This is a genomic window from Alishewanella sp. WH16-1 (genome assembly GCF_001441695.1).
In the GTDB taxonomy this organism is placed as follows: Bacteria; Pseudomonadota; Gammaproteobacteria; order Enterobacterales; family Alteromonadaceae; genus Alishewanella; species Alishewanella agri.
The window spans coordinates 1-24676 of record NZ_LCWL01000015.1 but is presented as its reverse complement, the minus strand read 5'-3'; the positions used below and the strand labels follow the sequence as shown (position 1 = coordinate 24676).

Here is a 24676-nt window from a genome sequence, read left to right as displayed (position 1 = left end):
TTATTTTTAGGGATGATTACCTTTTCTGCTGGCATGTTTAAAAAGGACTATGGACAGCTACAAAGTTTATTTAAAAAATGGAAGTTCGAAAAGACAATAAAGAGTCTTCATGAAGACATCAGACAGGTACGAGTGCCCTATAAACAAGAATACATAGCACTTACTCCTGTGCCTGCTCATACTATGCAAAGGGACATACACTTAGCACTTTCTAAAAATAATGTGAATAAAACAACGGTATCTCATTCTAGAGCTGCTAGCGTTGGTAGTTTGGTAAGTGCCGCAGCCGGGAAAGTGTTCGCTTTAAACTCTCAACCGAAACGTCTTTTGGGTCCTCACACAATTCAGGGTAAATCCTTCCAAACCCGTGAACTTTCAGCTCTAGAGTCATTATTAAATAGTGACCAGATGCTATTAACACCAAATATTAAACAAGCTAGGGAAAAAAAATTACGAAAGCGTGTTCAAGATTTTTTAGGTTCATGGATGCAGTTGTATGCCCCAGAAAAATCCATTGATAAATGTATCGAGTTATTTCACTACTACCTTTCAAAGACAAAATCTTGGCAACATCTGGCTTACAACCCGGAAGTTACAAGAGTCGTTAGATCTCTCTTTACTATTAACGATGTCGGAATGCCATTAGCTAAAACGACAACAATTACGGATAATTCCCAGTATCGTTATTTATTATTACCGGCACTGTCGGTATCGAATGCTAATGCAATAAACAGCGCTTATTCAGTTGGTTTGCCATCTATAATCGGGATATGGGGGTTTTTGCACGCTTTTGAGAGAAACGTTCAACAATATTGTGTTCCTGAATTTAAACTTGATGGTTTTGCAATATGCCTTCATCAGTTCAGTTTACATAACAGAGGGTTAACCAGAGAGGAAGATCTAAAAAATGGTAAGCTTGTTACGCCTGCCATTTTGCCGACACGCCAATGCGATCTAGAGTTAAGCATTGTTATAAAATGTCGTGTTGTAAAACCGCTTTCTGAACAGCAAATTCTAGCTTGTCTACCAAATACCCTTTGCCAAGGCGCGATTTATCCTGCAATAAAGAATATTGAACATTTCAAAATGTTCGAAAACTTGTTTGAAGCGGCCCAGGCCGTTCCTACTAGAAATGGTTGTTGGCTGACTAAGGCTGAAATGAATTCTGAAGTTGATTTGAATGGGTGGCTGGAACAGAAATCTTTGCTTATTGGTAATGTTGGTTATCATTTTCTTGAGCAACCAATAAATAAAGCAAATAGCATTAATGAGTTATCTCATTGCTTTGCAGAGCCTGTATTGGCGCAATTATTGGAGCAGAGACTTCATGCAACGTCAAATGAAGCAGATTTTCTTTGGGTGCTGCGACAATTAGATAACGCAGTAATTTTAGACTCGTGGAGTAACAATGAAAATTCCAAATAAATTAAGTTACAGACGCTCGCTATCGCCTGGGAATGGAGTGTTCACCTATTTGAATTCTAAAGGAGAGAGAGTACCGCTGCCTTACCAGGAAATTAAAATTGTTGGCCAAAAGGAGAGTGCTGCAGAAGCTTATGATAAGAAGATGGTGGTGAAAAAGTCTGATTCATGGAAGGTTTTAGCTGAAAGTAATCCTCAAACTATTGAGTACTGTCATGTGCCTTATGACGCTCAGCGACTCTTATGCAATTTTTCGCTAACGGTATCTGCAAACATTCTTAGACCAGAATCTTGTAACGACGAAAACGTGGTAAATACCATTAAAGCGTTTTTGTCAGCCTATGCTGCCTCAGAAGGTTTTACGTATCTTAGCAAGCGATACTTACGGCAAATACTATCTGGAAGTTGGCTTTGGCGTAATCAAGAAAACCTGAACACCAAAATCACGGTGCGCACTAATACAGGTAGGGAGGTAATTGCCGAAAATGTTCAGCAGTTGAGGTTTGAGGGCCTCTGGGAAACTGAGCTCCCAGGGTGGTCCGAATTAGTAAATGATTTTGCAAATGCATTGCAAAATCCGATGTCCTACCTTATTTGTGAAATTGAAGCCGAAATCATTCCAGCGACTTGCCAAGAAGTCTACCCAAGCCAAGCTTTCAAAGAGAAGCGAGGTGAGCAACATGCCAGTAGAACATTTCAAAAAACAAGCGTAGATGGTCAATTAACCCCAGTTATAGGTTGCTACAAAATTGGCGCAGGCATCTCTATTATTGATGACTGGTATAAAGATGCTGTCTACCCAGTACGTGTTGGTCGTTTTGGCGTCGATAAAGCAACGATAATGGCTTATCGCACACCAGCGGGTGGTAATGATTTTTACTCGTTATTTACCAATGTCGAGGCAATAACTGAATCACTTAATCTAGATAAAGAACGTATCTATGACGCCCATTTTATTTGCGCCAATTTAATTAAGGGCGGACTATTCCAGTTGGGAGATAAAAAGTGACCGTTCGTAGTTTTTTCTATATTCAGTATTTACCTGAAAAGCTCAATCCTGAATTTCTCGCAGGTCGCTGTCTTCGAGTCCTGCATGGCTTCATGTCATCGAGACAATTAAATAACATCGGTGTTAGCTTTCCTGCATGGAGTGAAAACTCTATAGGGTCAACAATTGCCTTTGTTTCACCCGATAACAGGCTTTTATCCAGCTTAAAAAGTCAGAAGTATTTTTTAACCATGGAACAAGAAGGCTACTTCAAGCTTAGTAACGTTCAAACTATTTCTTCAGAGCTGTGTTCGAACGAAGATTTGTTCTATAGGGAGCGTCAGCAAGAAACGTTGACGCCTGCTGCACGAGAGCGAGCTTTTAGGCGACTTAAAAGTCGAGCCGAAGCCAGAGGAGAAACTTATAAGTCTCTCATGTCATATCCAGGAAATAAAGTGCTTCAGAAATGCCATTCTGTACCGTTAGAAATCTCAAGCCGTCAAATCATCCAATTCAATATTGGTAAAATTGATGTTACAGCACAAAGCGAAGCAATTTTTAGTAGTTATGGCTTGGGTAAGAAAGACGTGAAAATAGGTTCAGTGCCTTGTCTCAAGCCTTTTATTTTCAATGATGCTTCAATATGTTGATTTTAAAAGATATTTTTAGCTAAGTTTAAAATAGGGTGATTATTTGAAAGCTACGATAATAACTTGAATTTTAACTATTTATAGATAAAATCATGTTGTGACCCGCTGTGTAAGCGGCTTAGAAAATGAAGATTGGCTTGCCGAGTAAATAGTAACGGTGACCCGCTGTGTAAGCGGCTTAGAAAGTCATAAATGCCGGCGTCGCGCATTGACTCTCGTGACCCGCTGTGTAAGCGGCTTAGAAAATAAGCACGTATAACCACCGTGTTCTTCGCCAGTGACCCGCTGTGTAAGCGGTTGAAAAAAGATGTATGCCTGATACTGCTACAAACACATCTTGTCCGCTGAATAAGCGGTTTTGATTATAAATAATGTTTCACGCAGCTTGCTGCACTTAATAAGCCGGATTTCCGGCTTTTTTATAGTATTCTCAATATTATAAATGACTTTTCATTTGCAATCTTGCCGCTAGCCTCTGCGTGGCGTGCTCGCCCTCAACTCTTCAGAAGTGTTAACCAGCGTGTGTTGATGCAGTAAGTTCTCAACAATATCTATAACCTGATTCACTTCTTTCGGGCTCGGTTTATGGGCGCGGTGCGATACGGCATGGCCAACATCAAGTGCAGCTTCTAAAATATCCTTCGCTGGCGTGCTGATTAAGTGATCTTCTTTTAGCTTTTTTAGTTTGGCAGCAAAACCACCTATATCCCCAACCTGCTCATTAAGATAAAGGTCAACCAATGTCCTTGCGCCCATCATGACAAGCCGTCTGCTATCTGTATGCAGTGCTTTATAGACTTCTACAAGGAGCTCTCGCCACTCTTTTGGCAAGTCGTCACGCCAATCCGGTAGTTTTCTGGCAATCCGGGGTGGGTAGAACTCTTCATCGACACCATCACCTTCTGAAAACCAATATTCATTTTGCAATGTGACACTCTCACAACCTAGGCATTGCAGCATGCGGTAAGTATCTTGCCATGTAATTTCAAAATCCGGGTACATGGGATGCGGGTCATTTGAAAAGGTTTCTGAGCCATGATTAATTCGCTCTGCAACTAGTTCGTGCCGGGTCTTTTGCAGACATTTATTGCAATGCACCTTAAGTATTTTCATTTGCTCCATTGCTGTCACTGCATTCCCTTATAAAACGTATTCACAAACTGTTTGAACTTGTCGGCGATGCGCGGGATCACGGTGCGGCGTTGTAACACGCTGGGTGGTTTGCGCATGGTGCGAACTACATCTTCGCGCAGCGGCTCCTGATTAGTGTACTCAATGCGCTCAATCACATTGATCACCGCCTGCTCATCTAGATCTTCTTCATCGGCCAGTTGTTTTATGGCCTGCACTTTCTGCACTTCCCAGTAGGCATTAAATGCTTCTCCTACATCTTCGGCATCTTTTACCGTTGGCAGGTTTTCTTTGATGAATTTATCAATCAGTTCTTGTTTGCTGCGCAGTGTCGGGTCGCCGCCAATTGCCTGCATCAGCGCTTTGTACTGGTACTGATATTGCTCTTCGTTTTCGGCATCTTTCAGTTTAGCCAGCAGGCTTAGAATATAAGCCACGTTTACTACGTCCATGGCTAACAGCTCTAACTCAAAGTCTACTTCTTCCAGAATGGACGCCTTTTCGCCACGGGTCTCGGCTTTTACCTTGTCGTAAAGGTCGAGATACTTGCTCTTGTAGTCTTCAAATTCCTGCTCAGCAATGCCGACATCATCAAATTCAAAATCAGCGAAGGTAGACAGTATATTGCGAAGCCTTATCAGTTCCCGAAAGGCTTTAACGAATTCCAGCTCAGCGTTTTCATCTACTAAGTCATCCACGCTATCAACATCCGGGGCGATAGTTTTCAGCTTATCCAGCGCCTCGTTAAACAGCCTTACAAACTCTTCGTAAGGTGGCATGATCACCGTGTCTTTGGCATCTTTATTCGAAAACAGCGCTAGCGCTTCATCAGTGCGCTGTTTAAGGTTACGGAAGCAGACGATATTACCCTGAGACTTTTGCTCATTAAGAATACGGTTTGTCCGCGAATAAGCCTGAATTAAGCCGTGGTATTTGAGGTTTTTATCTACATACAAGGTATTCAGGGTTTTGCTATCGAACCCGGTCAGGAACATATTCACCACAAGCAACAAGTCTATCTTGCGTTCGCGCACCTTCTTGGAGATGTCGTTGTAATAGTTGTAGTAAGACTCGCTGTCTTTGGTGGTGTAGTTACAGCCAAACATAGCGTTGTAGTCGCCAATAAAACGTTCTAGCTTGTCACGGCTGTGGGTATGTTGCGGCTGCGCTTCCGCAACTTGCAGCATCTCTGATGTTGCCTCATCAAAATCGAATACACCATCTGCATCGGGGTCTTCTTCGTTATCGGTGTAAGAAAAGATGGTAGCAATGCGTAAGTCGTGAAGCCCTTCGGCCTTTTTCTTGGCAAACAGCTCGTAGTACTTAATCAGCGCAGGTACGCTGGATACGCAAAACATGCCAGTAAACGCTTTGGAATGAGTTTTATGGCCATGTTGGGCAATAATGTAGTCGGTAATCTTTTCCAGCCGCTTATCCGACTCCATCAACTCTTTGATGTCGATATTTTCTACTTCAATATCCACTTCATTGGCGCTGTCTTTTTTACGGTATCTGCCTACATACTCCACAATAAAGCGCAGTACGTTTTCATCTTTAATGGCATCGACAATGGTGTATTTATGCAGTGGCTTGTGGAATAAATCGGTAGTGGTGTACTTGCGGCCCGATTTCGATACGGCGTTCTCGGCCATAATCGGCGTGCCTGTAAAGCCAAACATCTGATGGTTTGTAAAAAACGCTGAAATGCGGTGATGGGTATCACCAAACTGGCTGCGATGGCACTCGTCAAAAATAAACACCACATTCTGATCACGCACCCGCTCCATTTGTACACGGTGGCGGTTACGGCTAATGGCGTGGTTAAGCTTCTGTATGGTTGTTACTATCAGCTTTTCATCACGCAGTTCGTTTAGCTTACCACCGCCGCTTTGTGTGGCCGATTTACGCACCCCATCTTCTTCAACGTAATACACTTCTTTACCCAAGAATTGGCGCACCAGCACATGGGTTTTATCTGTACCGTCTACACAGCCCTTTTTGAAGTTATTAAATTCTTTGGCGGTTTGGTAATCCAAGTCTTTGCGGTCAACTACAAACACTACTCGGTCTATGTGCGGGTCTTTGGTTAACAGCTGGGCGGTTTTAAACGAGGTTAAGGTTTTGCCCGAGCCCGTGGTATGCCAAATGTATCCGTTTAGTTTGCTGGTATCTTTACCCAGCGCTTTTAATGCTGTGCGCTCGGCTACACGGGCAATAATCGCCTCGGTTGCGTATATCTGGTATGGCCGCATCACCATCAACATGCGGTCGGTTTCGTTAATCACCAAATATTTGCATACCATGTCGGTGATATGCTTTGGCGTTAAAAACTGTGCAGCAAACTCTTCCAGCTTGGCGTAACGCTCGTTATTTTCATCAGCCCAGTAAAATGTTTGTTTAAAGCTTGGCTTACGGTTGCTGGGGAAGTTGGCGTAATACTTGGTATTCACGCCATTAGAGATCACAAATATCTGCACATACTGGAACAAGCCGTCTTCTGCCCAGTAAGAATGGCGCTGATAACGATTAACCTGATTAAAGGCTTCTTTTAGCTCCAGCCCACGGCGTTTCAGCTCTATTTGGATCAGTGGCAGGCCGTTTACCAGTATGGTTACGTCGTAACGGTTTTTATAACTGCCTTCTACAGTAACTTGGTTGGTTACCTGAAAATGGTTCTCTTGTGGGTTATCAGCCAAAAAGCGGATATAGACGCTACTGCCGTCGTCGCGGGTAATGCTTATGCGATCCCTTAGCAGCTTGGCCTTATCAAACACATTGCCTTTGGCTAAGGCATTACGTATTTGCTTTAACTCGTTTTCGCTAATAGAAATGTTATTCAGCTTTGAAAGCTGCGTTTGCAGGTTAGCCCGTAATGCCTGCACATCGCCAATTTTAACGAGCTCAAGCCCTAGCCCCGAAAGTTGGGCGACAAGGTTGTTTTCGAGTTGTTGTTCTGACTGATAACTCATGTCGATTCCCTTCTAACTTACGCTACACAAACATCTGCTGTAACAAACCCTTTCTAAAGGTTTGGGTCAGGTCAATTTGCTGCTGCACTGCATCCAACTTTTTATCCAATGTTTGCAAGAACTCAGAAATTTTTTGTTGTTCTTTTTCACAAGGTAACTTCAATTTCAACTGACATAGATTTTTAAAATAAAGTCTTGTTCTCGTTCCCCCGACTTTTTGTTGAATCGCGAACCTCTTGAACTCATTTCCTTCGTTTAAGCAGTATTCGAGAAAATGAGCGTTTAGCCCTTTGGAAGTCGTGAATACAGGGTACTCTTTGCTTACAGCAGCCTTTTCCCAGCATATATTCAGGTTGAATTTGAAAATGAGGTCATCACTCATGTGGCGATAAGTGAAGTAGCCTTGAGGCAAAACTCCATACTCACCTTCGTTGAAAACTTTTCTTTCTTGACGGTACAAGCCCTCTCTGGATGAAGTAAGAATTGGAAGGTTTGTGTCCGCAGATACCCGTTCTTTGTGCTCTAGCAAATATTTGCCAATCGCCTGTAAGCGCCACTCAGGAAAGGCATGACCACTGTCATCTTTGAAGCGGAATTCTTGGCTAAACAGCTTTTGCATCACGCCTTTTTTGTATTGCTGGAGTAGCACATGCTTTTCTTTGAGTAGGCGAATTTTTTCGTCAACCACAGTGAGGAAGTTGGCTACTTTTTCTTGCTCTTCAATGTTAGGAAGGTTGATTCTCAAGCATTTCAAATCAGAGTTATATACATTACTAATACTGGCGCCTCTTGCAAGGGTAGATATTTTCTTTTTAAGTTTCTCATTGATATAAAATGAAACATAAATTGGAGAGTAATCAATAGTTCCATTTGGTCTTAAAACATTAATAGTTCTGCCTATAGCAACGTTTTTCAGTGTCAATGCTGAAGCTGAACCGATATCAAGAGGATCTTCTCCTGCGGATGGTAATAGAATCTCATCTCCGTTACTAAACTTAAGCTCAGCAGGATCTAAATTTGTTCGATTAATAATTTTAGTAATAACCTCACCATACAAATGGTAAAGCTCGCCATATCTAACGCAAGGAGTGGTGTATTCGGGGGATGCTTCGTTTTGTTTAATATTTTTACCAGATGAAAAAGTAATAATATCCTCAAAGCGATATTGTTTGTAACTATCAGATTCACAAAATTCGGGAAATCGACGTATTGGTATCCGATTGAGATTCATAGCTACTCTCCTTTAAAATAAAGCTTTGATGTTGAGTTGAGAGCAGAAATCGTTAATTTTATTATCAATTCCACTCATTTGGTTCTCAATTTCAACAAGCTCTGAGGAGACTGTCTCTAAGTCTATAATTCCTTCATTTTCAAATGTATCCACGTACCTTGGAATATTCAGGTTGTAGTCGTTATCACTAGCAATCTCTTTAATGCTCGCCACATAAGCAAACTTGTTCGCTTTTTCTGGTTCAAGCTGATCACGCTTTTCCACCGCTTCGAGGATGCGAGCTAAGTCTTCTTCGCGCAGGAAGTTTTGGTTAGTGGCTTTACCAAAATGCTGGCTGGCATCAACAAACAGAATATTGTCTTTATGCTGGCGCTGCTTTTTCAGTACCAAAATACAGGTAGGAATGGATGTACCGTAAAACACGTTGGCTGGTAGGCCGATTACCGCATCCAGATAGTTTTTATCTTTAATTAAGTGTTTACGAATATGCGCCTCGGCTGCGCCACGGAACAATGCACCGTGCGGTAACACCACTGCCATGGTGCCGTTGTCATCCAGTTGATGCACCATATGTTGCACAAAGGCAAAGTCGGCTTTGGAGGCCGGGGCTAGCTTGCCGTAATCCTGAAAACGCTCGTCAGTTAAAAAACCTGCTTTGGCACTCCAGTTGGCGGAAAATGGCGGGTTAGCCACCACTGCTTCGAAGCGCTCTTCCAAGTGATGTGGCGTCTCTAAGGTGTCATCTTGCTGAATATCAAACTGACGGTAATGCACGCCGTGCAGGATCATATTCATACGGGCTAGGTTATAGGTGCTGGGGTTAGACTCCTGCCCATAAAACTTGCCCACTTCTTTTACCTCTTTGGCAACACGTAACAGCAAAGAGCCCGAGCCGCATGTGGGGTCGTACACGCTTTTCAGCTTGTCTTTACCCATGGTAACAAGCTTGGCCAGTAATTTAGACACCATAGGCGGGGTATAAAACTCACCAGCCTTTTTACCTGCACCTGAAGCAAACTGGCCAATGAGGTATTCGTAGGCATCACCCAATACATCAATTTCAGTTTCGTGGTGTAAAAAGTCGATAGCATCTAAGTGCGCCAGTATCTTTGACACCAGCTCATTCTTGGCTTTTTCGGTTTTGCCGAGTTTGTTAGAGGTTAAATCAATATCATCAAACAGGCCGTTGAAGTCATCTTCTGATGCTGTGCCCATGGTGCTTTGTTCAATATGGTTTAGCACCTCGGTTAATGGCTCTAAAATAAACTCCCCGGCTTCGCCTTTTTGCGCCAGTACATGGAACAGCTCGCTGGGTTTTAAAAAGTAACCAAGGTGGTCGATGGCTTCTTCTTTAATGGCGTCGAGGTAGGCTTGGCCTTCCTCGCTGTTTTCATCAATGGCGTCGAACTTAATACCGTCTTCTTTTAGCAGCTCGTCGGCATAAATATCCATCCGCTCCGACAGGTATTTGTAGAAGATAAAACCGAGAATATAGTCGCGGAACTCGTCGGCACTCATATTGCCGCGCAGTGAGTTGGCAATATTCCAAAGTTGTTTTTCTAATGCTTTTTTATGTTGTTCAACCATTTGGGTAACGATTCCTTAGTCAATCATTCCTAAAAGCATTAACGCACTATAGCGTTACGCTTTGTTGTGTAAGTTAGATAGTAATTCCGCCATGGCTTTGTCGGGCCACTGGTAGTCTTTTAGCCCTTTTATGGTACATGGCCTGTGGCTTAACTCGGCGCTGTAACGGTATGGGCTAATATCTGATACGGCTGTGTTGGTGTAACCAAGGCCGTAATCAATGTCTTGTGCAATTTGGTTCATTGTTCCCTGCACCGAGCGGTTACATTCAGTGTCGAACTGTAATGCTGCCAAATGCTGCGTGGCGGTTTCGACCAGCTCATGCGGTAAACCGCTTTTAAGTAAGCTGTTAATAAACACATCTTCAAAATGCCATTGCAGCTTGGCAAAGTCTGACTTTGTTAAACAGGGAATAAACACGGCGTAGCGCGTGGCGTCATGCACGGCGATAACGCATTGTCTGCGCTGGATTGTGATGAGGTTAGCATGCCAGTTTAGCCACTTCGCCTGTAAGCCAATGCTTGTTGGCATCGGTGTAGCTGCTGTGTTGTTTATAGGCAGCTTTGCATACAGCTTTTTAGTGCAATGCAGGATCACTCACAACCTCTTTCATATCCCGGTGCAATAGCAAGATTTTGAACGTTAGCCAACATAGCGCGGTTTTTTAACCAAAGCTGGTACTCAGCCCCTGTAAGCGCACCTTGCTCGGTACAATCCACATTCCAACGCCGTAACAGATAACCTGCCATCGCTGCGCGTACATTTAACAACAGCTCGCCGTTTTCCATGCCGTAATCCATCTCAATGGCAATCGGATGCTCAATATTTTTGGGATGCGGCACCAACAATAAGGGTACTAACCTTTGCCAATCAGCGTCTTGTGTTGCTAACTCTACCTGTTCTGGTGTTTCCATGATAGTAACTTTGCTGATGCGGGTCAGCACAAAATCACGAAAGCTTTGGCCTTTTCTATCATAAGCCCTCAGGTGCCAACGCAGGCCGTTATCGACAATAGCGTGTGGCACCAGCTCTCTTTCGCCAGTCCCGCTCGATAACGAGGTATAGGTTACGCTTACCGCTTTATTGTTCAGAATGGCTTGTACCAGCCGGGCAACGATAAAAATATCCGGTACATTTAAGTTGGATGATGCCTCAATAGGGAAATGGATATCGCCAACCGCATCGAAGCCGTCACTGATATCGTTTGCCAATTTCATTAAAGTGCGTTTGGCATCATGTTCAAACAGTGGCTTAAAGTCGGGCGTTTGAAAATACCGTTTTTGCTGCGTGTTGTACTCAAAGTTATTCGGCGCGAATTCTTTGTATAGTTTGAAATCGCGAGACCCTGCCGATAAACCAACTTCAAAGCGGTTAATCAGATCTAGCCTGAAAATTGAGCCCTTAAACATCAATGAGAAGTCGATGTAAGCAAGGCGTTGTTTCTGTGCAAAACTTAACTCTTCGAGCATTTTACTTGTGACTTTACGAACGAATAATTAATAGTGTGGTTTATTTTGATTCGGTTGTAAAGTGTTCACATTATCTGGCGCATAACTTAACTGCATCAGATGTGAATTGCCGTTTCTCAAAGTTATCATCCCTAGCAACTACAATTAGTTGATAATAGGTTGTTTTTATTACTATAAAATTAGGAACGTTTTGTTTAAGACGGTTATATAAATCCGCCTTAAACGTGAAATTATTGACCTGAAGGGACGACCGAAACCAAATATTAAAATATCGAAAAAACCTGTTGCCGGTATTGGCCAACTAATTGAAATGGAACCCACGGCGCAGTTAGTTTTTTTTCATTTTGTTCAGTTTTATTAATATTCCATTTAGTTTCTGAGGTCTTAATATCTGATTTGGCATCGCCATTAGTTTCTGATTTTGTTCCTGCTGATGATGTTTCGGGTGCAGATTTTCTCTCAAATTTATCAAACTTTACAATCATTTGAGGCACATCTTCCTTCAATCGTTTGGTGAACTCGGTCAAGGCGGGCTCCGCAAAAGTAATAAGATAGGCTTGCTGATTTTTGATATTGGCCATCAACCTTAATATGCGACCAAGCACTTGACGGTAGAACAACTCAGTCCGAACAGTGCTTAAATGAGCGCATACTCTCAACCTGGGAATATCTGTACCTTCACTCACCATGGCAACACTAACAATCCACTGCGTATTGGAAGTTCTAAAGTTTTCAATAATTTCTTGAGGGTTAGTTTCTTTATAAGAGACTAATACTGATGATTGACCAAACTCACTGATTAATAGTGCTTGGATACGGATCGCTGCATCAACAGAGCTCGCCACCACCAGTCCACCTGCTTCTGGGTGTTCAAGCCTGACGTCAGCCAGTTTCTTTACGGCGATGGACAGCGTATACCGCAACGCCTCTATGTCGTTAAGAATGCGGCTATATTGCAGATCCGCTTCCGCCATCGCCATGCAAAGTGAGCTGTAGTTTTTTTGATTTACGGACAGGTTATCGTTATCAATTAATGTAATTTCAGGCAGACGACAGACATTATCTTGAATCGCCTCAGTCAAGCCATAGACATAATCCAACTGGATGGTGAAATCTGGTTTTATGTAACGCGCTAATGATATCGGTGCCTGATCTGTTCGCCATGGTGTGCCTGTCATAGCTAAAATGTAACTGACGTTATCGCTAATAGTAGTCAATATTTCCCGTCCCCAGGAATTTGATAACACGGTATCATGACCACCACAATGGTGAATTTCATCGAAAACGGCAAACACACGGTTGCTTTGTAAAAATGACCAATCCGCACTTTTACTGGTGGTCAAAAATTGATAGGTGAATACGCCACCGGCTGCGCCTAACTTTCCATGCATTGGCCTGCCCAAGATTTTGGCAAAAGTAGATTCTATGCTTTTTTGAACGGCAACGGAGGGGGCAAAGCAGACTACGTAGTCAATCATATTTTCAGAAAACAGATATTTAGCGAGTGTAGCAGCCATAATCGTTTTACCGGCCGCAGGAGTTGCTAAAGCCATGAAATGTTTTTGACCGCTTCTAAAGGCCTTAAACGCCTGAGTTGAGCACTTTTCTTGCCAGTGTCTTAATCTCATTGATGCTGACTCTTCATGATATTTTCAACCGCAAGGAGTCGACCACGCAATTGAAATGCACGTTCTTTGGCTGCCTGAAAATTCCGATTCAACTTTGCACCTTGCTCTGGGAATGCATTTAAAAGTTCTTGATACTCTTGGATCTCTGCGCTGGTTGTAGCCAATTCTGAGCTGTAAGCGTTTAGCCGTTTATTCAATGACTCAAGAAAAGCAATGGGTTCCGTATGCAGGGAGCTTGTATGACTTTCCTCTGGCATTTGAAGATACTTTTTTTGCATTAATGGAGTGACGACGTAAACATTTTCTTTCGGATCTTTTGCTTTCACCAGCTCAAGCATGCCGCTCTTCTTCAGATTCCAAATATTTTTATAAAGCCCCTTAGCAATATTCATCGAAGGTTCTGTTACTCCCTGAGTAGCATAGAGTTTTCGTAGTTCGTCCAAAGTAAATGAATGTAGCTCATTTGCTTTGATGGTGTCGATAATAATGCTTTTAACTGACATACCGCTTGCTCCGGTTTTTTTGGATATCAAGGGATAGATAAATCCAAAGGATTCCTTAGTATAAGGGAAGATGAAAACCTAAGACAATCTTTGGATTCGGTATTTGATATGAATTTTCACACTTGGCATACGAATCGTGTTTTCCCTCCAGGCTTAAGGCTGCGAGAAAGAAAAAGGCTATCAGCCAGACAGAGCTTGGGCGTCGTATTGGTCTTGATTCACAGTCGGCCAGTGCAAGGATGAATAACTATGAAAAAGGGCGTCATCAGCCTGATTTTAATATGGCTAAAAATATCGCCGAGCAGCTAGACGTTCCCGTAGCGTATCTATATTGCGAATGCGATGAAATGGCTGAGCTCATTCTAGCTTTTTATAAGTTGGCATCAGAGCAGAGAAAGCGCATTTTACTTGAGGTTTTAGAATTACAAGTTTTATAACGGTAAATATATATTGACTGTGCTAATGTAAGCGCTAAACGTCGTAGTATATCTCCAACATACGTTGACATATCTGAAACGATTCAATAATGGCGCCAGTCAACATACTTGGTTTAACTGCATAATTGCATGAAACCTGCCAGTGAATTGCATTTGAAAGCTGCCACCCAATAACTGGGTTGGATTGTCGCGGTTTTGCCTCGGTATAGGCTCTATAGGCTTTGTATTCAAAATACTTCCAATGTATAAAAACGTCTGGAGACGAAGTCTCCAGACGTTTTTATATTGCTTATTCGACTTTACAAAGTAAGGCAATGGTTTGCAATTCACTGGCACGGAGCTAGGACCGTGCAGAAAGCGAGTTTTTCGGCAAAATGAAATCCAATCTGATCAAGTGGAATTTCCATCCTGGACACTAAAACAAGATCTGTTGACTGCTGGTCAGCGCTGCAAAATCTGTTCCTACGAAGGGCAGTATGGCATCCGCCACTGGCTGCAGCTGACGTGTCAAATAGTGCTCATAATTAATAGATGAACGCTGAATTTCTAATGGCTCAGGGCCAGCCATCGTCATTACATAGCGGATCCACCCGCCGTTCTGATATTGCAGGGGGCGTCCTTGAAGCCGATTGTATTCATCGGCGATCCGCGCAGCGCGCACATGCGGCGGCACGTTGCGCTGATACTCGGCCAGAGGCCGGCGCAGCCGCTTGCGGTACACCAGCAGCCCATCGAACTCGCCGCTGATAGTGCGGTCGGCATAGTCACGCACATAGTTTCTATACGCTTCACCCTTGAAGATGCGCCAATACAGCCCTTGCTGAAACTGCTGCGCGAGTAACGTCCAGTCGGTACGCACCGACTCCAATCCCTTGAAGACTATTTCCTCGCTACCGTCCGGTTTGAAGATCATACCGGCATAGCGTTTTTTACTTCCTTCATCAGAACCACGAATGGTCGGCATCAGAAAACGCCGGTAATGTGTATCGACCTCTAGTTCAAGTGCGCTGTCGAGGCCAAATTCCGCCCGCAGATAGCTCTTCCACCACCCGTTGACGTGCTCGACCAGTGTACGACCGACCTCTGTCGCTTCTTTTTCTGTGTGCGGAGTTTTTAACCAGACAAAAGTCGAGTCGGTGTCGCCGTAGATGACTTGATACCCCTGATCTTCGATCAGTTCTCTAGTGCGGTGCATAATTTCGTGGCCTCGCAATGTAATCGAAGACGCAAGGCGGGGATCATAGAAGCGGCAGCCGCTTGCTCCGAGTACGCCGTAGAACGCGTTCATAATGATTTTCAATGCCTGCGACAGCGGCTGGTTACCCTCGCGCTTGGCCACCTCGCGTCCCTGCCAAACGTGCCTGACGATAGCCGGCAGGCAGTTTTTATCACGCGAAAAACGAGCGCGGCGAAAACCGGCCACGGTCGCGCTTTCATCGGCATTGCACTCACCCTCCACCAACCCGACAGGGTCAATAAGGAAGGTACAGATAATCGAGGGGTACAGGCTCTTGTAATCGAGCACGAGCACCGAATCGTACAGGCCGGATCGGGATTCCATGACAAAGCCGCCGGGACTGTTCTCTCCTACTACATCACCGAGGTTAGGCGCTACGTAGCCTTGGCGGTGCATCATCGGCATGTATAGATGCTCGAACGCCGCCACCGAGCCGCCGCTTCGGTCAACGGCCAGTCCGGTGACACTGGCACGTTCCAGCAGGAAGTTCATCAGTTCGGTCTTGGCAAAGATGCGTGTCACCAGTTCGCAATCTTTCAAGTTGTATTGCGCCAAGGCAGGCTTGTCTTCGGCGAAACGGCGTTCAATTTCTGCCATTCGGTCATAGGGATTGTCGATGGCCTTGCCTTCGCCCAACAGTATGTGCGCCACCTGTTCCAGGCTGAATGACGGAAAATTCCAGGTCGCCGACTTGAGCGCTTCGATGCCATCGATGATCAGGCGACCGGCAGCTGCGGCAAAAAAGTGTTCATGGCGACTGTGTGCACGCCATTCCACCACACTGCCATCCCGTCCGAAGCGTAGCGGCACACCGTAGCGATCCGCGTGCTGTTGCAGTACACGCAGGTCGAACTGTACGAGGTTCCAGCCGATGATGGCATCAGGATCGTACCGTTTTAGCCATCCATTCAACTGTTCCAGCATCTCCGAACGGCTGTCACAATACTTCAGATTGAAGTCGAGCAGATCATCGCTGCCATTAGGGTTACCCAGCATGTACACCTGCCGCTGGCCGCAACCCTCAAGTGCGATCGAATATAGCTCTCCGTTGGGACTAGTTTCGATATCCAGCGAAACCAGGCGCAGATGTGGACGGTACCCGGGCGCAGGCTTTATCTGCGCATCTAGTAGCAGTCCGTCTTTGCCAGGAGAAGACTGGCCACTGAACCACACCGGCGCGGTGATGAATCGCTCCATCAGATAACGCTCTGGCGGACGCACATCGGCTTCATAGACATCGACGCCGTTTTCTCGCAAACGCTTTTCCAGCCCTAATAATTGGCGATACTGCCGACAATATATTCCCAGCACCGGGCGGCGATGAAAATCGCTTAGAGAGAGAGGACGAAGCTCGATCGAGCGTTCGCCGCGCAACACTGCTTCTGCCTGCTCGCGCTGCTCGACTGGCATGAACGCCACGGATGGCTGAGGAGCCAGACGGATATGAAACGGGCCTTCATCGGTCGCCAGCCAAAACGAGACTTCCGTGCCGGTAGCCGTATCACGCCAGTGCCGGGTCAGGAGAAAGCCCTGCTTTTTTAATGGAATCAAATTGCTACCTTTAATGCTTTTGAGCTGTTTCACTCATTTGCGAATAACCACAGCTAGCACCGACTCTAACAAAGCACAAATTTCTTTACATCTAAGCTTGCGAATACCAAAAGCTTTTAAGAAAGCACCGTGCCACACCGCTGACAAGACCGGCATAATGAACAAGCTATCTAGATGGCACTTGCTCTTCCGGTGGGCGCACCGTTCCAAAGAATTTCAACAGGAGCAAATCGTAGATAATTTTCAGCACACCTGCGATCACTAATGGCCAGCCGAATGACGATAGACTAAATAAATATCCCGCCAGCAATGGCCCTATTGCCGAGGCAAACGTTTTTGAAACCGCCGTAATACTGGCCGCAGCCGCTCGCTCTTCAGGCGGCACAATCGCCATTACGTACGAACTGCGGGTCGGGACGTCCATTTGTGACAATGCGGCCCGAGCAAGCAATAATGCAATTGCCCACGAAAGGCTCGGCATAAACGGAACCAGAATCAGCAGCACGCTGGATGGCAAATGAGTAAATACCATCGTATTGACCAGACCGATTCGGTCCGCAATTTTTACCGCGACCAGATATGAAAATGCAGTGAAAATGCCGGTCCAAAAGAAAATTGTACCGGCCAGCGCAGTCGACAGTTGAAACTTTTCAAAAAGCCATAGGGCAAGCATGGACTGCACGATAAAGCCGCTGCCAAAAGAATCCAGGCTGAATAGCGCCGCCAGGGTATAGACAATCTTTTTCGATTTCTTCAATGGTGCATGGGCGACAGGCTTGGCTGTAGCGCGGTTGGCGGGCAGCGTTGAATAAATAACAGCTGATGCAATACCGAGCACTGCGTATAGCAAGAACATGTATTGCATCGCCACTCGCTGATTCAGCGCAAAGCTGTCGTTTAATATGTTGGGCAGCCCGGCTGCAAGCGATCCTAAGGCTGCAACCAATGCTCCGACCAGGCTGTAGCGTGCAAATACCGCAGTGCGCTTGCGGTTATCGACAGATTTGGAAAGAAGTGCATGCTCAAGCGGATGAAAGACGCTGGCATCCCCACTGGAGGGATTGATGGTGCCAACGACAGCAATGAGCAACAGGGGCCAGAATTGCGTGACCGTGGCAAAGCCCAGACCCGTCGCAGCCATCAAGCCTGCCGCCAGGAGCAACAAGGTACGGTACCTGAAACGCCATGCATGTAACCCAACGAGTAAAGTTAATATGCCCGAGCCTAGCAATGTACCGGTCGCAATGACCCCTACTTGAAACGGACTCATGCCCAACAGAATCAAGTATATTGGTAAGAGCAAGCTGACATAGCCATCAGCGAATGCGCGCAGTGCCCGCGCCCACAGGATTTGGGGAAGGACTGGCTGATTCACTTACCTGTTTTCTCTTCATAAAGAAAATCATCAAAGAGCGCCACGCTGTCAGCCTTGGTCCATACGCCGACTTTGCCAGAGCCTGCAAGGTGATCATCTCTAATGTTGATATATGCCTTGCCATTGAGTGATACGCGAATCATCGTGTCTTGGAAATCCACTCGCAGCGTATGCCAGGTATTGAGCGCGACCGGCGCATCGGCATACTTGATTGTCGTGCGATTCCCATTCAGGGTGTAATACAGCGATAGGTTGTTCTCTAATGCATTCGCGCGTGCCACGTAATAATTGTTGCCATCTTTCCAGCGCCAGACGAGGCCGCCGGCCTGGTCTTCTTTGCCGGAAATGGCCTTAAACTTCACTTCAAGGCTACCGTTTGCAAGACTGATATCCTCTTTCACGCACCAGGGAAAGGCTGCGTTACCGGACTGTTTCAAGACATGCGGTTTGCTCGGTGCGCTCGCATCCCATTCGATCGTCCATCGCGGCGTACCTTTCCCGGTTGCGCCACATGTCCACGCTGCAGGAGGCTGCCCGGTTGGAGCGCTATCGAATGTGACGGTTTGTGCGGCAACACTGGCCACGGTAACCGAAAGAACGGCAAGGAGGTAAATCGGTTTCATGTCAGTCTTCTAGAGTTTGCTCTCTTCACTGCTTGCCGTGCGCTTCATTCGTGGTTGGATTAGTCTGGAGATCCAAGGCTTTCTTGACAGTTTTTGCCAGATCTTGCGCCTTTCCCTTGCCCCAATAGTGCAAAAACAGGTAGCGTGGTTGCTCATGGGTCATGTGCTGGTGAATTGCGACGATATTGATGCCACCGGCGCGCAATGTTCTCAAGGTCGCTTGCAATTCGTCTTCTCGCACCGCGAAATCGCCGTCGACAACTGCCTGGTTGTCCGAGCCTGCAAACGCTGCCCAGGTATTAACGCCCATTTCCTTGCCTACCTTCACCGTATGCATAGTCGCGGGCCGTCCTATCGTAACCTTGAACATGCCACGATTGGATTCGCCCTTTGTATTAAAAATCGCTTCCAAGGGGGCGGCAGTGATTGAATTCTCTTGCGAAATTGAATTGGGAAATTGCGTTGCTGGCGTTGGTTGCGCGGCACGGATTTGCGCCACTTTGTCATAGACCTTCTTGACACCCGTAGCAAGCTCAGCGGCATCTCCCAAGCCGCCAATATGCATAAAATAGACTTTGGGCTGATCAAAGAAAAAGTGGTTATGTAACGCAGTGACCTCCAACCCGGCATCAAGAGCCACACTCATTGCCGGATTCACTTCGTCTTCAAACAGCACCGTGTCGCTCATCATCATGGTGATCTTTGGCTCGTGCGCCGACGTAAATGCAGCCCATGAGGTCAATCCCATGAAAGGCGGCATAGTCCATCTATCCACTTTAACGGTCACATCGTCCCGTGGCTTGGAAACTTTGAAAACATTTTCTTCTTTGGATAATTTGCCTTTCAGCCCCGTTATTTTTTCAATCTTTTCTATATCAGTTGCAGGCAATGGAGCGGCCGCATAAGTGTTTGCCAAGCTTATTGTCAAGGCAAGGGCAAGAATGGAACGCGTAAAAAGTTTGGAGCCAGACATTGCAATTCTCCTTAGAGGAAAAATGATTACGTCATTGGGGAAACCAGTTATGCGTCGTATGCGGGCATTGCTTGCGTCACGCATACAACGCGCCATCCGTGACCGTGCGGTCAATTTTTGACCGCGCACGTCCAGCACTAGCGGCTCGCCATTGACTGCCTCCGGCTGCGCTGCAAGATGACCACTGGCCGATTCGGCTGCGCGCTGGAAACGGTCGTAGACCTTGTTCCAGTCGATTGCTGTCATGAAGGCCTGTACATAGGCGCCGGCATTCGCACCAAAATCCATGTGGTAGGCATGCTCGTACATGTCCAGTGCTAGAATCGGAATGCCGCCTGCTACAGCATGGGTATGGTCTGCTGCCCACTGGTTGACCAGAGTGCCCTCACGCGGCTGGAAAGTTAGCAGCACCCAGCCCGAGCCGCCACCCAGTGCCTTACCCATGGCCACAAATTCTTCCTGCCAGCGATCAAAGGACCCGAAGTTTGCCGCCAGCGCTAGCTTAATTTCAATCCGAGGTTCGCCATTGCCACCCAGACAATCGAAGTAGAGCTCGTGCAGTAACATCGAGTTGGTGGCAATCAGCTCTTCACGCTTCAAGCCGTTGAGCTGAAAATTGGGCGTAGTAGCCATCGGCAGCTCGGCTAGTGCAGATCGAATAGCGTTCAGGCGCTTCACCGCGCCGCCATAGTTGTTGGCATGGTGGCTGGTCAAGAGCTTTTCCGACAGGCCGGACACGGTGGTGGCATCGAAAGGCAGAGGTTGGATCAGAAGGTCCATGGGGCAAGTCTCCTCAAGTTTAATTTAATTTGGTTCAGTGTGATTTAGTTCAGTTCAGTTCTGATTAGGGCAATTGCGATGCACTCTGGCGAGCACGGACGTCTGCGTGTTACGGCAGGGCCGGCTAGGCCACAGAGAAACATGGAAATTTCCTTAGAGAGAAAGGCAAAAGGTTTCCTTATTGGGGCGGCCAGTTGTGTGTCTCATGCTGGCATTGCTTGCACCAGGCATACAGAGCGTCATACATGACCATGCCATGCTGGAGCATTTCGTGGTCATTAGTGAAATTTTGCGAGAGTCCTAATGACAATGCATACAAGCCGGCCGATTGCGGTGCCAAGTCAAGTCTGTCTGTATCCGCGCCACGCACAATTGCAGCCAATTGCTGTAGCGCCGGATCTTTAAGCTGATACTTCTTGAGGATGGCATCGAAACTACACAGCTCTCCATCATGGGTCAGCTCGACCCCTGGCACATCGTACGGAATCGCCCCGGTTTCTTCAGCCGTTTTCAGCACCTCTTTCGACGGCACATATAAAAACTCGGCTTTGGAATCGATAAAACGGGCAACCAGCCATGGACAGGCAATCCGGTCAATTTTGGGACGTTCTCGAGTAACCCATTTCATATTTCATTCCTTTCGAGCATGGTTGCAACTACTAATCAACGTAATACTTTGCGCTAAATTTTTCGATCGTGACATCCATGACATCAACGCCGTCGCGACGAAAAACCAAATTGCCGTCGAGCCGCACCACCGTCCAGCAATCTTCAGGAGCGCCCAATGGGGCGCTCCAGCACAATTGGTGATGGCGAATCGCCCATGTTCCTTGTCGACTGCGTCCCATCTCGTTGCCCGCAAGCGTTCCATCGGGCTTTAAGTAGTAAGCCCAATGGACTCTGTCGGTGGCAACTTTTCCGGTAAAAATCTTGTTGATTTCAGATCCGGATAGCACTTTTCTCTTCGGGGCAGCATTGGCCGAAGCACACTCCACAGCTAAAACCAGTCCGAGTAACGGAGCAACCAGTCTATGCATGGCCCCTGGCTTGATTCCAGCGGTTTTCTATAGCGTTCCAGTTAATATTTTTCATAAAGGTTTCGACATATACGGCCGCCTTGGCACCGAAATCAATGTGATACGCATGTTCATACATGTCCAAAGCCAGAATTGGCATGCCGCCCGCCAAGGTCTGCGTATGGTCCGATGCCCATTGGTTGCTCAGCTTGCCGTCGCGTGGCGACTTCACCAGCAACACCCAGCCCGAGCCGCCACCCAAGGCCTTGCCCATGGCGATAAACTCGGACTGCCAGCGCGCGGCGCTGCCGAAGTCGCGCTCGATGGCGTCACGCAGCGAGCCGGATGGCAAGACACCATCGCCACCCAAGCCATCAAAATAAATTTCATGCAGCAGCATGGAGTTGTAAGCAATCAGCTCTTCGCGCTTTAAGCCATTGAGCACAAATCCTGGCGCCTGGTCGAAGTCGGTTTTGCCCAATTGCTCTTGAATCAGGTTCAAGCGCTTGACCGCACCGCCATAGTTATTGGCATGGTGGCTTTCGATCAAGGTTACGGACAAACCATGTAAGCTTTTGGCGTCGATTGGCAAAGGCAATAATTCATAGGGCATCTGGGTTCTCCTAACTTAGACGTTGACAACAGTTTTCAAAAGCAGGCCGATCACAGCACTGGCCGCGATGACTTGCATGACATTCCGCTTGTAGCGTAAGAGTGCGACGGCGGCGGCTAGGGTGAGCAGCGCAGCTACCCAATCAAATGATCCGGCAAATCCTTCGGGCCATAACACGTGGTACGCGAAGAACACGGCCAGATTCAGGATTACCCCGACCACTGCTGCAGTAATCGCCGTCAACGGCCCGGTGAACTTCAGGTTGCCATGCGTCGTTTCGACAAAGGGGCCGCCGGCCAAAATGAAAATGAACGAAGGCAGGAAGGTGAACCAGGTCACCAGCACGGCCGCCATAGCACCGGCCGCAAACAGCATATCGGGGCCGAATAGCGCTTTGACATAGGCTCCCACAAAGCCGACAAAGGCCACCACCATGATCAGCGGGCCAGGATTGGCCTCTCCCAATGCCAGGCCGTCGATCATCTGGGTCGGTGTGAGCCAGCCGTAATTGCCGATGGCGCCTTGGTAAATGTAGGGCAACACGGCATAGGCGCCGCCAAAGGTCAGCAGTGCCGCCTTGGTGAAAAACCAGCCCATTTGAGTGAAAGTATGATCCCAGCCATAAACCATGTTTAACAATGCCATGGGGACCGCCCAAAGAACTGCGCCAAAGAGTAATACGCGTGCAAAGCCGGACCAGCGGAACAAGGCATGTGCCGGCGTGGGCGTGTCGTCATCGATGACCGCCGGGCCGTACGACTGCTTGGCGCTGCCATGGCCACTTCCTAAGACGAACTTGTCGGGGGCTATACGTCCGCCGATATAGCCGATCACGATTGCTGCTGCAACAATGGCTGGGAATGGCACTTTGAACGCGAAGACCGCCACGAATGCCGCTGCCGCAATCGCCCACAGCACATTATTTTTCAATGTGCGCGAACCGATACGGTGCACCGCGTGCAGCACCACCGCGGTGACAGCAGGCTTGATGCCATAAAACAGCCCTGCCACCAAAGGAACGTCCCCATAAGCGATATAGAGCCACGACAGCCCAATCAGGAAGCAGAGACCTGGCAAGACAAACAAGGTGCCCGCAACGATACCGCCCCAGGTGCGGTGCATGAGCCAACCCATGTACGTGGCGAGCTGCTGCCCCTCCGGGCCGGGAAGCAACATGCAATAATTCAGCGCATGCAAAAAGCGCTGCTCGCTGATCCAGCGTCTTTGTTCAACCAGTTCCCGATGCAGGAGCGCGATTTGCGCAGCCGGCCCGCCAAAACCCATGCAGCCCAGTTTTAGCCATAATCTGAATGCTTCCCAGAAGCCGACATCGGCCGGCTTGGTCAGTGGCACATCGTCGGCCACGGCATTGGTATTACTCATTTAGTTTGCACCTTTTCAAAAGAAACCAGTAAGCCATCGAACACGCCGCTGGCCAGTGTTAAGAGTTGATCGTCATCGGTAATCGTTTCGCGCAGCCCGGCCAATACGCTTTCAATGCCGACCGATTCAGGCGGTTGTACACCGCCGACATCGAGGTAATGCACTAGTGCGCCAATGCGCTGCAAGCCGAGGCGATCGAGCCCAAAGCTGGCGAGCAAGACTTCAAACGTCACTTTTGCGCCGACATGGCTGAAGATGGCATCATCAAAATCAAAGCCCAATGCATAGTTTGGACAGTCCGCAGGATGGGTGAGCCAAAGAATGGTGGCATCGCAGTCGATAAAGCGGCGGATCAGCCAGGCGCTTGCCAGCCGGTCTACCCAAGGCCTGCGGCGAGTCGCCCATGTCTTGCCCTGATAGTCGGCAAGCTTTAAGCGCGGAATTTGCCCGATAACGGGGTGCGGTTCATCGGGTGACAAGACGCGGTTGACGGCGACTTCCAATTCCACAAGCGCGGCATCGGCTTGTTTTTGCGCTTCGCCGGGGAAAAAATCGATTTCCATCAGTGCGGTAAAGGCTTTGCGCAACTTGCGGATTTGTTTCGCGACACCTAAAGCCGTATCAGCAGTGAGCTCATTGCGCACTGTTTGGATGTCTACCAGCAAATGAGCATATTCGTCGCCGCGATCGAATTGTTCTTGAAAATGGATGTCAGACGGCTCTTCAGCGCTTAGCACATAAGCACTACCGCCATTTGCGACCACATCTGCTGCGACGGCATCGAACGTGGAACGGCAGCTGGACTGATTAGGCAAAAGATAAACGCCATCTCGCAAAACGGCTGCGCCGGACGCCTTTAGGGCGCGCCAGGCGCGCATGCGGGCCGTAGCATTTTCAGTGGGTAAGCTGATAACAAGAACAAGCCATGTATTCATGTAGCTTATTCTACGTACATGTAATGCTCAATACAATAAATATTTAAACTTGAGTATTAGCAATAAAACATATGGAACCGACTAGGGCGTGTTGACGTTTTCTGGTTAGATTTTGTTCGTTTGGCGGTGTTTTGCTCGCGAAACGAGGAGTGCGGTTTAGTTATTCTAAATAAAC

The 24676-nt window shown here is 47.1% G+C and carries 21 protein-coding genes and 1 CRISPR repeat array; of the genes, 4 read left to right on the top strand and 17 right to left on the bottom strand.

All coding sequences use genetic code 11. The annotated features are described in order from the left end of the window. The 3 genes from AAY72_RS02165 to cas6f form a co-directional block, all read left to right on the top strand. The coding region (locus AAY72_RS02165) for a type I-F CRISPR-associated protein Csy2 (protein ID WP_156411265.1) at nt 1–1425 on the top strand (1425 nt) is incomplete at its 5' end. Further along, nucleotides 1409–2431 carry a type I-F CRISPR-associated protein Csy3 gene (gene csy3 / locus AAY72_RS02160; protein WP_057785418.1) on the top strand — a complete coding sequence of 341 codons (1023 nt, stop codon included), beginning with the start codon at nt 1409–1411 and terminating at the stop codon, nt 2429–2431. The genes AAY72_RS02165 and csy3, both read left to right, overlap by 17 nt. Continuing rightward, on the top strand, nt 2428–3060 hold the full coding sequence (cas6f, locus tag AAY72_RS02155) for a type I-F CRISPR-associated endoribonuclease Cas6/Csy4 (protein ID WP_082628918.1): 633 nt from the start codon (nt 2428–2430) through the stop codon (nt 3058–3060). Before csy3 ends, cas6f begins: the two co-directional genes overlap by 4 nt. Before the next feature lie 97 nt (nt 3061–3157). Beyond that, nucleotides 3158–3367: direct repeats of the CRISPR family, unit length 30 nt; unit sequence GTGACCCGCTGTGTAAGCGGCTTAGAAAAT. Between the two features lie 161 nt (nt 3368–3528). Here the strand turns inward: cas6f and AAY72_RS02150 are convergent. The 8 genes from AAY72_RS02150 to AAY72_RS02115 form a co-directional block, all read right to left on the bottom strand. After that, complete coding sequence (locus tag AAY72_RS02150; protein WP_231728875.1) at nt 3529–4182, bottom strand: DUF4145 domain-containing protein; 654 nt, start codon at nt 4180–4182, stop codon at nt 3529–3531. A 5-nt stretch (nt 4183–4187) separates the two neighbouring features. Next, entirely contained in the window at nt 4188–7160 is a 2973-nt protein-coding gene (locus AAY72_RS02145) for a type I restriction endonuclease subunit R (RefSeq protein WP_057785416.1), read from the bottom strand. Nucleotides 7161–7182: 22 nt separating this feature from the next. Further along, entirely contained in the window at nt 7183–8391 is a 1209-nt protein-coding gene (locus AAY72_RS16800; protein WP_057785415.1) for a restriction endonuclease subunit S, read from the bottom strand. A 12-nt stretch (nt 8392–8403) separates the two neighbouring features. Continuing rightward, nucleotides 8404–9978 (bottom strand): type I restriction-modification system subunit M, encoded by a 1575-nt coding sequence (locus AAY72_RS02135; RefSeq protein ID WP_057785414.1) that lies wholly within the window; start codon nt 9976–9978, stop codon nt 8404–8406. A 54-nt stretch (nt 9979–10032) separates the two neighbouring features. Continuing rightward, the gene (locus tag AAY72_RS02130) at nt 10033–10509 is read right to left on the bottom strand and encodes a hypothetical protein (protein ID WP_231728874.1); all 477 of its coding nucleotides are present in this window, start codon (nt 10507–10509) and stop codon (nt 10033–10035) included. A gap of 62 nt (nt 10510–10571) precedes the next feature. Continuing rightward, a complete protein-coding gene (locus AAY72_RS02125) occupies nt 10572–11447 on the bottom strand; it encodes a WYL domain-containing protein (RefSeq protein WP_057785412.1) in 876 nt (291 codons plus the stop codon). A 263-nt stretch (nt 11448–11710) separates the two neighbouring features. Further along, the gene (locus tag AAY72_RS02120; protein ID WP_057785411.1) at nt 11711–13075 is read right to left on the bottom strand and encodes a DEAD/DEAH box helicase; all 1365 of its coding nucleotides are present in this window, start codon (nt 13073–13075) and stop codon (nt 11711–11713) included. After that, nucleotides 13072–13578 (bottom strand): hypothetical protein, encoded by a 507-nt coding sequence (locus tag AAY72_RS02115; protein WP_057785410.1) that lies wholly within the window; start codon nt 13576–13578, stop codon nt 13072–13074. The genes AAY72_RS02120 and AAY72_RS02115 overlap by 4 nt, the downstream gene beginning before the upstream one ends. A gap of 122 nt (nt 13579–13700) precedes the next feature. Between AAY72_RS02115 and AAY72_RS02110 the strand changes: the two genes are divergently transcribed. Beyond that, nucleotides 13701–14015: a helix-turn-helix domain-containing protein gene (locus AAY72_RS02110; protein ID WP_057785409.1), complete on the top strand. Its 315-nt coding sequence runs from the start codon at nt 13701–13703 to the stop codon at nt 14013–14015. A gap of 415 nt (nt 14016–14430) precedes the next feature. Here AAY72_RS02110 and AAY72_RS02105 read toward each other — a convergent pair whose 3' ends face one another. From AAY72_RS02105 to AAY72_RS02065, 9 genes are all read right to left on the bottom strand, one after another. Then, a complete protein-coding gene (locus AAY72_RS02105; RefSeq protein WP_231728873.1) occupies nt 14431–16836 on the bottom strand; it encodes a DNA polymerase II in 2406 nt (801 codons plus the stop codon). 133 nt (nt 16837–16969) lie between these two features. After that, on the bottom strand, nt 16970–18178 hold the full coding sequence (locus AAY72_RS02100) for an MFS transporter (protein ID WP_057785408.1): 1209 nt from the start codon (nt 18176–18178) through the stop codon (nt 16970–16972). Continuing rightward, nucleotides 18175–18801 carry a hypothetical protein gene (locus AAY72_RS02095; RefSeq protein WP_057785407.1) on the bottom strand — a complete coding sequence of 209 codons (627 nt, stop codon included), beginning with the start codon at nt 18799–18801 and terminating at the stop codon, nt 18175–18177. Before AAY72_RS02095 ends, AAY72_RS02100 begins: the two co-directional genes overlap by 4 nt. Before the next feature lie 25 nt (nt 18802–18826). Further along, nucleotides 18827–20554 (bottom strand): DUF1259 domain-containing protein, encoded by a 1728-nt coding sequence (locus AAY72_RS16875; RefSeq protein ID WP_231728872.1) that lies wholly within the window; start codon nt 20552–20554, stop codon nt 18827–18829. A 178-nt stretch (nt 20555–20732) separates the two neighbouring features. Next, nucleotides 20733–21182 (bottom strand): chromate resistance protein ChrB domain-containing protein, encoded by a 450-nt coding sequence (locus AAY72_RS02085; RefSeq protein WP_057785406.1) that lies wholly within the window; start codon nt 21180–21182, stop codon nt 20733–20735. 31 nt (nt 21183–21213) lie between these two features. Then, complete coding sequence (locus AAY72_RS02080) at nt 21214–21591, bottom strand: hypothetical protein (protein ID WP_057785405.1); 378 nt, start codon at nt 21589–21591, stop codon at nt 21214–21216. After that, nucleotides 21584–22183 carry a superoxide dismutase gene (locus AAY72_RS02075; RefSeq protein WP_057785404.1) on the bottom strand — a complete coding sequence of 200 codons (600 nt, stop codon included), beginning with the start codon at nt 22181–22183 and terminating at the stop codon, nt 21584–21586. Before AAY72_RS02075 ends, AAY72_RS02080 begins: the two co-directional genes overlap by 8 nt. A 15-nt stretch (nt 22184–22198) precedes the next feature. Next, nucleotides 22199–23566: a chromate efflux transporter gene (gene chrA / locus AAY72_RS02070; RefSeq protein ID WP_057785403.1), complete on the bottom strand. Its 1368-nt coding sequence runs from the start codon at nt 23564–23566 to the stop codon at nt 22199–22201. Next, entirely contained in the window at nt 23563–24501 is a 939-nt protein-coding gene (locus tag AAY72_RS02065) for a chromate resistance protein ChrB domain-containing protein (protein ID WP_057785402.1), read from the bottom strand. The genes chrA and AAY72_RS02065 overlap by 4 nt, the downstream gene beginning before the upstream one ends. Between the last annotated feature and the right edge of the window lie 175 nt (nt 24502–24676).

Coding starts and splice junctions, on each gene's coding strand:
- csy3 (WP_057785418.1), top strand. CDS start 1,409: ATGAAAATTCCAAATAAATTAAGTTACAGACGCTCGCTATCGCCTGGG.
- AAY72_RS02150 (WP_231728875.1), bottom strand. CDS start 4,182: ATGGAGCAAATGAAAATACTTAAGGTGCATTGCAATAAATGTCTGCAA.
- AAY72_RS02145 (WP_057785416.1), bottom strand. CDS start 7,160: ATGAGTTATCAGTCAGAACAACAACTCGAAAACAACCTTGTCGCCCAA.
- AAY72_RS16800 (WP_057785415.1), bottom strand. CDS start 8,391: ATGAATCTCAATCGGATACCAATACGTCGATTTCCCGAATTTTGTGAA.
- AAY72_RS02135 (WP_057785414.1), bottom strand. CDS start 9,978: ATGGTTGAACAACATAAAAAAGCATTAGAAAAACAACTTTGGAATATT.
- AAY72_RS02130 (WP_231728874.1), bottom strand. CDS start 10,509: ATGCCAACAAGCATTGGCTTACAGGCGAAGTGGCTAAACTGGCATGCT.
- AAY72_RS02125 (WP_057785412.1), bottom strand. CDS start 11,447: ATGCTCGAAGAGTTAAGTTTTGCACAGAAACAACGCCTTGCTTACATC.
- AAY72_RS02120 (WP_057785411.1), bottom strand. CDS start 13,075: ATGAGATTAAGACACTGGCAAGAAAAGTGCTCAACTCAGGCGTTTAAG.
- AAY72_RS02115 (WP_057785410.1), bottom strand. CDS start 13,578: ATGTCAGTTAAAAGCATTATTATCGACACCATCAAAGCAAATGAGCTA.
- AAY72_RS02095 (WP_057785407.1), bottom strand. CDS start 18,801: ATGAAACCGATTTACCTCCTTGCCGTTCTTTCGGTTACCGTGGCCAGT.
- AAY72_RS16875 (WP_231728872.1), bottom strand. CDS start 20,554: ATGGACCTTCTGATCCAACCTCTGCCTTTCGATGCCACCACCGTGTCC.
- AAY72_RS02085 (WP_057785406.1), bottom strand. CDS start 21,182: ATGAAATGGGTTACTCGAGAACGTCCCAAAATTGACCGGATTGCCTGT.
- AAY72_RS02080 (WP_057785405.1), bottom strand. CDS start 21,591: ATGCATAGACTGGTTGCTCCGTTACTCGGACTGGTTTTAGCTGTGGAG.
- AAY72_RS02075 (WP_057785404.1), bottom strand. CDS start 22,183: ATGCCCTATGAATTATTGCCTTTGCCAATCGACGCCAAAAGCTTACAT.
- chrA (WP_057785403.1), bottom strand. CDS start 23,566: ATGAGTAATACCAATGCCGTGGCCGACGATGTGCCACTGACCAAGCCG.
- AAY72_RS02065 (WP_057785402.1), bottom strand. CDS start 24,501: ATGAATACATGGCTTGTTCTTGTTATCAGCTTACCCACTGAAAATGCT.